The organism is Asticcacaulis sp. (assembly GCF_027484505.1).
In the GTDB taxonomy this organism is placed as follows: Bacteria; Pseudomonadota; Alphaproteobacteria; order Caulobacterales; family Caulobacteraceae; genus Asticcacaulis.
The window spans coordinates 1-6,976 of the sequence record NZ_JAIXSV010000151.1; the positions used below are offsets into that span (position 1 = coordinate 1).

Annotated in this window: 8 protein-coding genes; 7 read left to right on the forward strand and 1 reads right to left on the reverse strand. The window is 56.4% G+C overall.

From position 1 onward, the window contains the following. The 6 genes from Q0072_RS09760 to Q0072_RS09785 all read left to right on the forward strand — a co-directional run. On the forward strand, positions 1 to 915 hold a 915-nt coding region (locus tag Q0072_RS09760; protein ID WP_298329111.1), incomplete at its 5' end, for an alpha/beta fold hydrolase. A 376-nt stretch (positions 916 to 1,291) separates the two neighbouring features. Continuing rightward, positions 1,292 to 1,624 carry a metalloregulator ArsR/SmtB family transcription factor gene (locus Q0072_RS09765; protein ID WP_298329113.1) on the forward strand — a complete coding sequence of 111 codons (333 nt, stop codon included), beginning with the start codon at positions 1,292 to 1,294 and terminating at the stop codon, positions 1,622 to 1,624. Positions 1,625 to 1,627: 3 nt separating this feature from the next. Further along, a complete protein-coding gene (locus Q0072_RS09770) occupies positions 1,628 to 2,116 on the forward strand; it encodes an SRPBCC family protein (RefSeq protein WP_298329118.1) in 489 nt (162 codons plus the stop codon). Continuing rightward, a complete protein-coding gene (locus tag Q0072_RS09775; protein ID WP_298329121.1) occupies positions 2,113 to 2,301 on the forward strand; it encodes a DUF1801 domain-containing protein in 189 nt (62 codons plus the stop codon). Before Q0072_RS09770 ends, Q0072_RS09775 begins: the two co-directional genes overlap by 4 nt. Positions 2,302 to 2,686: 385 nt before the next feature. After that, the gene (locus tag Q0072_RS09780; RefSeq protein WP_298329124.1) at positions 2,687 to 3,937 is read left to right on the forward strand and encodes a hypothetical protein; all 1,251 of its coding nucleotides are present in this window, start codon (positions 2,687 to 2,689) and stop codon (positions 3,935 to 3,937) included. A 15-nt stretch (positions 3,938 to 3,952) separates the two neighbouring features. Beyond that, entirely contained in the window at positions 3,953 to 4,333 is a 381-nt protein-coding gene (locus tag Q0072_RS09785; RefSeq protein WP_298329127.1) for a response regulator, read from the forward strand. A gap of 293 nt (positions 4,334 to 4,626) precedes the next feature. On the opposite strand, the gene Q0072_RS09790 is transcribed toward Q0072_RS09785, so the two are convergent. Then, entirely contained in the window at positions 4,627 to 6,132 is a 1,506-nt protein-coding gene (locus tag Q0072_RS09790; protein ID WP_298329129.1) for a PAS domain-containing methyl-accepting chemotaxis protein, read from the reverse strand. Between the two features lie 424 nt (positions 6,133 to 6,556). On the opposite strand from Q0072_RS09790, the gene Q0072_RS09795 reads away from it, so the two are divergent. Next, positions 6,557 to 6,976, forward strand: a 420-nt coding sequence (locus Q0072_RS09795; protein ID WP_298329133.1) for an alpha/beta hydrolase-fold protein, incomplete at its 3' end; no start/stop codon positions are given.

Below are 6,976 nucleotides of genomic sequence, written 5' to 3' on the forward strand. Positions count from 1 at the left end.
ACCCTGCCGGATGGAAAAGGCCCCTTCCCTGCGGTTATTCTTGTATGCGGTACAGGTCCGAACATGCGAGACGAAGACGTGGCAGGTCACAAAGTCTTCCTGGTGCTTGCCGATGCGCTGGCCCGCCAAGGGATCGCTGTTCTGCGTTACGATAAACGCGGCGTCGGCCAATCGACGGGCCAGTACAGTGGATCAACTACAGCCGATTTCGCTTCTGACGCTCTTACCGCCATCGAGTTTTTGAAGACACAGGCTGGGATCGATCCTAAACGCGTGGGCGTCGTCGGGCATTCTGAAGGTGGCATTATCGCCCCAATGGTTGGGGTAGATGCTCCGGGGATCGCCTTCGTAGTCATGCTGGCCGGACCATCGATCCGCGGCGATAACCTGTTTCTGGCGCAATCAGAGACTGTCTCGCGCTTATATGGCGTGCCGGAAGACTACATTGCCAAACGAAAGGTATTCGACCGGAAGCTTTACGACGCGGTCATAGCGGCCAATTCCGCAGAGGAAGCATCCGACCGTGCACGGGCCATAGTCGCGGAAGGAGTCGCCGACAAGGTCGTTGATGCCAACGAGGCGCCGACACTGGCCCGTGATACGACCACAGCATGGGAGCGGTACTTCCTTGCGTACGACCCCGCTCCCACTTTGCGCCGACTGACCATGCCCGTCCTCGCGCTCTATGGTTCGCTGGATGCGCAGGTACCGGCTGCGGACAATCTCCCCGTTGCCCGCGACGCGCTTAAGCAGAACAAGTATGCTACGGTCGTTGAACTTCCCGGCCTGAACCATCTTCTACAGAAAGCGACAACGGGGAGCCCTCAGGAGTATGCGGACATCGACGAGACTATTTCGGCCCTCGCGTTGAAGACTATTACGGACTGGATTATTGCGCAGACTGTCGGTCCATAGCTCGGCGCATCGCGCCCAGACCTCATTTTCGAAGTTGACGATGCGCTCGCATTGCCAGAGCACATCGATATGGACAAACAAGGCAATCCCGCAATAGGCTACCAAGCGCCCTAACCGAACATCGCGAAGTCGAGTCGATAGGCCGCTTGGTAGCCTATTGCGGCGATCGCGCGCTATCTACTCACGAGTTAGAGGCTTCGGCACATCCGGGGCGGTTCAGAAGCCGGAAACTCTGATCGTTCAACAAGGCAGCGCGAAAGCCGTCGTTACCGGCCCGCAGACTCCCTCCCTGCACAAACCGACCAAAGACATTTTCTCACATATCGCCACATTCACATGCCTTGACAGGAATATTCTTTCATTGGAATATACAAGCATGATCGAGACCTTTGCCGCCCTTTCAGACCCTAATCGCCTGCGTATCGTCTCGCTGCTGCGTGAGGGGCCCCAACCGGTTGGGACCATTGCGGAACGGCTCAGTCTTAACCAGCCGCAGGCATCCAAGCATCTGATCGTGTTGAAAAAGGCGCGTCTGGTCGAGGTCGAGGCGCGGGCGCAGCAGCGGCTCTACCGGCTCGATCCCGCAGGACTGATGGCCGTGCACGAATGGCTGGAGCCGTATCGGCGGCTATGGGACGCGCGCTTCACTCAGATGGACGAGGTCATTGCGCAGATGGTGCGCGAGGAAACACAGGACAGGAAGGAATAGGCCATGCTCAACCCCACCACGCTCGAACTGATCGGTGACCGGGAAATCGTTATTCATCGCCGGTTTGCCGCGCCGGCACGCATCGTCTTCGACGCCTACACGCGCGCTGATCTGGTGGCCAGGTGGTGGGCACCGAGGGCATTGGGTGTGGAGATCGTCAGCACCGAGGCCGATGTACGCGAGGGCGGCCGTTATCGCTATGTCATCCGACCGCACGGTGGCGAACCTATCGGTTTCAATGGTGAATACCGTGAGGTTACTCCCCATTCGCGGATCGTCTATTCGCAGGTCTACGAGCCGATGGCCGATCTGGGGGAAGTGGTGGTTACGATGACCCTGAGCGAGGCGGATGGTCAGACCACCGTGCGGTTCAGCGAGCTATGTCCTTCCGCCCATGTGCGCGACGGCATCATCGCTTCGGGCATGGAAAGCGGTATGCGCAACACCTTCGATCAGTTGGAAGAACTGGTTATCGCGCTGGGGTCGGCATGAGAGTCGAGGCCTATATCGAAGGGCTGGACAAGCCCGGACGCAGCGTGGTCGAGGCCATTCGGCGCACGGTGCGGGCCGCCGCGCCCACCTCCGTGGAGGACATCAAGTACGGCATGCCGGTCTTTCGTATCGGGCCGGATTATCTCTTCTATCTGGGTGGCTGGAAGAAACACGCCGCCATCTAACCCATCGGCCGGTCGTACGATTTCGAACCCGAGATCGCGCCGCTGCGCTCGGCTAAGGATACGGTGAAATTCGTCTATGACCGCGATGTGCCGCATGATCTGATCAGCCGCATCGTTGTGGCTAGGCTGCGAGAACTTAACACCTGATCATCGGTGAATGCTGCGGATTGTCGGGCGTGCCTTTCGGCCACGGTGCCACGATCGTATCGCAAAGGTTTTGACGAGCAAGCGCCCAAGGCGGACATTTGACGGATGCCGAAAGAATCCAAAAGCGGAAGTCGCGCCTTTCAGTTAGCCCAAATCGAAATATTTGTTAACATTGTCTATTAGCTTTGCCTAAAGCACCCTCGCGTATCATTGTTACAAATCACGCGAGGGCACGAAAATGCCTTATAATGACAGGGGTTATCTGCAGCCGACTGGCGACAATGGCGATGTCATCCTGCGCATCCCACGCGACGACGCCGCCCATATTGTCGAAAGACTGCGCGAAACACGAGCCGCAGAATTACGCAGGGCGTTCGCGATCGACCTGGCTCCATTGCGCGACGCCTTAGGGGAGAGATGGACACGTAAGCAGCCACTCATTCTCGACTTTGTTAATACAACGTTCAATCGTCGCCACCCAGAACCCAACTGGTGTGTTCCTCTGTCTGACGAGATTTTTCTTTGCGTCATACCAACCATCGGTGAAAACGCCGGGGCCCGTGCGGTAGACGCTTTGCGCCAGACTGTGGTCGATCACTTCGTTGGCACGATAGATGCCTCCAGAACGCTCTATTGGGCAAGTGTGACTGACACGGATCGGCTTCATCTTCACGCTTTAAACCCTGATGTCTTTTTTGACCGCGGTGACGGCCGGATCGCGTCCGAAGTCAGCACACCGCCACTGCCATCGTCAGCAGAGGATGCGGGCAGTTCGGTTAAAGGGGTTTACTGGCAGGTGCCCGATACGCCGTACCGCATGTTCTGCACACTCGAACCTCTCTTCGAAATGCGCAAACTCATGGTCATCGGCCACCGACTGAAGTCCATCGTCTTGCCAATCGACAGCCAGGTAGCCTTGGAGCCTAAGCAGGTAGCCGCCCTCGACTGGTCATTGCGCGAACGTATTGATATTGCAAATCTTCAGTCCGGGGTAAATCAGCTGCGGTTGAAGCCGCCTGAGCAACGCCGCATGGTGATGGTCGTGCCGGCTGCCTTTTCCACCTTCTCCAGTGCGCGGGGCCGCGCGAGGATGATCTCTGAAGTTTCGGCTGCCTGCCGGGACCTGGGGCTTCGGTGTATCTTCGAAGTCAGGGACATTGACGGCGTCCCGCAAGGCCGTATGTCGGAGGTCGTCACCCTCCTCAGGCCATTTTCAATGACCTGCATAGGAAATGTGAGGGCCAATCCAAAATCGATATCCGTTGTCAAAGATTGCGGTTTGGGCGGCGTAAGTGTGTCAATCGACACCCGAGACACGGATGATGAGGCGCTCGAAACCCAGCTGTCAGAGCTTAGCGCCGCGGCAAGATCTACCACCGGTGCATGTATGGTCGAAGGGTTTCAGACGCTCCGTCAACTTGCCGTCGCTAAGGCTGCGGGGATCAGCCACGCCAGTCTCAGATCTCACACGGTCCTACCGGCTCAATAAAGAAAGGGAAGAACAATGCTCAACACGAACCCTCATACATGTTTAGTCGTGGATGACAGCCGAACTGTAAGAAAGTTCGCACGCTCTATTCTGGAGCAGCTTGATTTTGAGGTCAGCGAAGCGCGCAACGGAGCACATGCCCTTGCCCTTTGCGAGCGGCTTATGCCTGATGCCATACTCTTGGACTGGAACATGCCGGTTATGGACGGACTGACCTTCCTTAAAAAACTGCGTGAGACTGAAGTAGGGAAGAAGCCGGTTGTTGTGTTCTGCACAACGGAAAGTGACATGTTCCATGTCAGCGACGCCTTATGTGAGGGGGCCGACGAATACATTATCAAACCTTTCGATGATGCGACTGTGGCTAACAAATTCCGCCAGATTGGCCTTGTCTAGTCGCAAATACGTATTCAGAAAGTCCAAACCTCAGAGCGCGTTTCCTTCAGATTGAACTGAAACCGCGCTTTAAATTTTTGGTTTGACGCGCTTTTTTTGTCCGAAAAGTGTGGGGCACTTTTCGGACAATTCTCTAACGTGGAGGCCGCGCGTCTCAGAACGACCTCAGATCGCCACCATCGCCCTTACGGGACTGAGAATACATGATCGCGGTTACCCGCGGCTGCGCAACAGCACGAAGCCGCCCGTTTCCGGGTGGCTTCTCTTTACGCATACTGTACGCTTGCTAAACCCTACGCCACCAGAGCTTCGACATGTTCCTTCACCACTTCAGAGGCCTGGGCCACGTCGTTAAAGGTGGTGCTCAGGTGGCTGAGCTTTTCGTCGATCTCGTGCACGGCGGTCACGGCGGCCTGCATATTGCCCGATATCTCGGAACTGACCGCTTTTTGCTGCTCGATGGCCGAGGCGACGCCGGAGACATTGTCCATCACCGCCGTCATATTGGAGGTGATGATGCCCAGCGCACCCACCACCTCGGTTGTCACCGTTTGCATGCTGGCGATTTCCTTGGAGATGGTTTCCGTCGAGCGCGCCGCCTGGCTTGCGAGTGACTTAACCTCAGACGCCACAACGGCAAAGCCCTTGCCCGCTTCGCCCGCGCGCGCCGACTCGATGGTCGCGTTAAGCGCCAGAAGATTGATCTGGCTGGCGATTTCGCGGATCATTTCAACCACATTGTTCATCGAGGTCGCCGAGTCATTGAGGGCCCCGGCAGACTTCCCTGCCCCTTCGGCATAGCGGAAGATGCCTTCGACGCTTTCGCGCGCCTGCCCCATATTGCCGGCGATTTCCTTGACGCTGGCGCTCAGTTCTTCAGACGCCGCCGCCACCGCATTGACCACCGAGCCCGTCTCGGTCGAGGCCGTCGAGGCGACCGCTGCCATCTGCGTCGCTTCGACCATCTGTTTGACCACACTGTGAAGTTGCCCGCTGATCTCCCGGCTTAAGGTCTCATTGCGAAGACGGCGCTGGACGGCCTCTGTGATGTCCGTGGCGAACTTAACCACCTTGATGACAGCACCGGTGTCGTCAAAGACGGGATTGTACGAGGCCTGAATGTAGATTTCTTTGCCGTCTTTACCTAGGCGTCGGAATTCCGCCGCCTGAAACTCACCCTTTGCAAGGCATTCCCAGAACTGACGATATTCCGACGAATGCGCATATTGCGGTTCGCAGAATATTCGGTGATGCTGACCCACAATCTCCTTGAGGCTGTAACCGACTGTTTCGAGGAAATTGTCATTGGCGGTGAGAATCTCGCCCTGCGGTGTAAACTCGATCACGGCCTGCGCACGTGAAATCGCCTCGACCTTGCCCGCATGATCGAGAGATCTCGCCTTGGTCTCGGTAATATCGTAAGCGATCTTCAGCACCCGCACGACCTTGCCGCTGCTGTCTCTGACGGGGTTGTAGCTCGCTTGTAGCCAGACAATTTTCCCCTGATGTCCAATACGTTTGAACTCCCCCTCCTGAAACTGTCCGGCTGCGAGTTTCGACCAAAACTGGCGATAGGCCTCTGATTGCACATACTCGGGAAGGCAGAAGAGGCGGTGATGCTGACCGATAATCTCATTTTCGGTGTAGCCCGTCACCGCGAGAAAGTTAGCATTCGCCGAAAGTATCTTACCCTCAGGTGTAAATTGAATGATCGCTTGTGACCTGTTTAGCGCCTCAATCAAAAATGCGTCTGTTGCTTTTGTACGATTAAACATCACCACCACCTCACAACGTGGCATCCACTTGGTACTCGCCACGTTTACTTATAGAGCGCTCTTTACGAGCTTATTTTGCGACTTAGAGAGCGCCTGCCTATTTTGGGACTCAAAGATTAATGCTCAAATAACGAAATAATCTAAAGCAGGTTTGATCTGGTCTCTGGTCGATTTGAACCGCCCAAGTTTTGATTCAGGGGCCCCTAGGCGGAAGATTTCCTGCATCTCTTGAATTAGGGTGGGTCTTCACACATAAAGACGGGTGCCCATACCCTAGCAACAAGGGATAAGATAAGAGCTTCCTTCCGCGAATGGATCTTAGTGGGAGACGACTGGCCTTACGGCGTAAGGGGCACCCGCGGCTTCTCCACTTTCCAAGGGGCACGTGAGACAGGTATCATCCAATTATCCGGCGTTAGTGCGGTCAAAGGGGGACGTTTTGAACAAGGTGGACAGCTTTAACACATACGCCCCCCGTGCCGGTACACCGGCCTCCATCCTGTCCCGGCGGTTGTTTCTATTAAGCACAGCCATAAGCGCCACCGCGAATATCGCCTTTGCCACGCCTCAGGTAACGGGCTTCAGCGGTGCGGGGATTCCCGTAGAAATCGGCAAAGGCTATCGTATCACTTCGCATATTCTGGGCGATACGCGTAGGGTCAACATATCCTTGCCAACCGAATATGCCGATCCCGCAACCTCTCACAAACGCTATCCGGTCCTGTATCTCCTCGACGGCGGCGACGGCTGGCAGGATTTCGCGCACATCGCAGGCATGGTCCAGCAGGGCGGGACGTGGGGCGCCAATGCGCCCGTGATCGTTGTCGGAATCGAAAGCAAGGACCGCAAGGCCGAACTCACCCCGCCC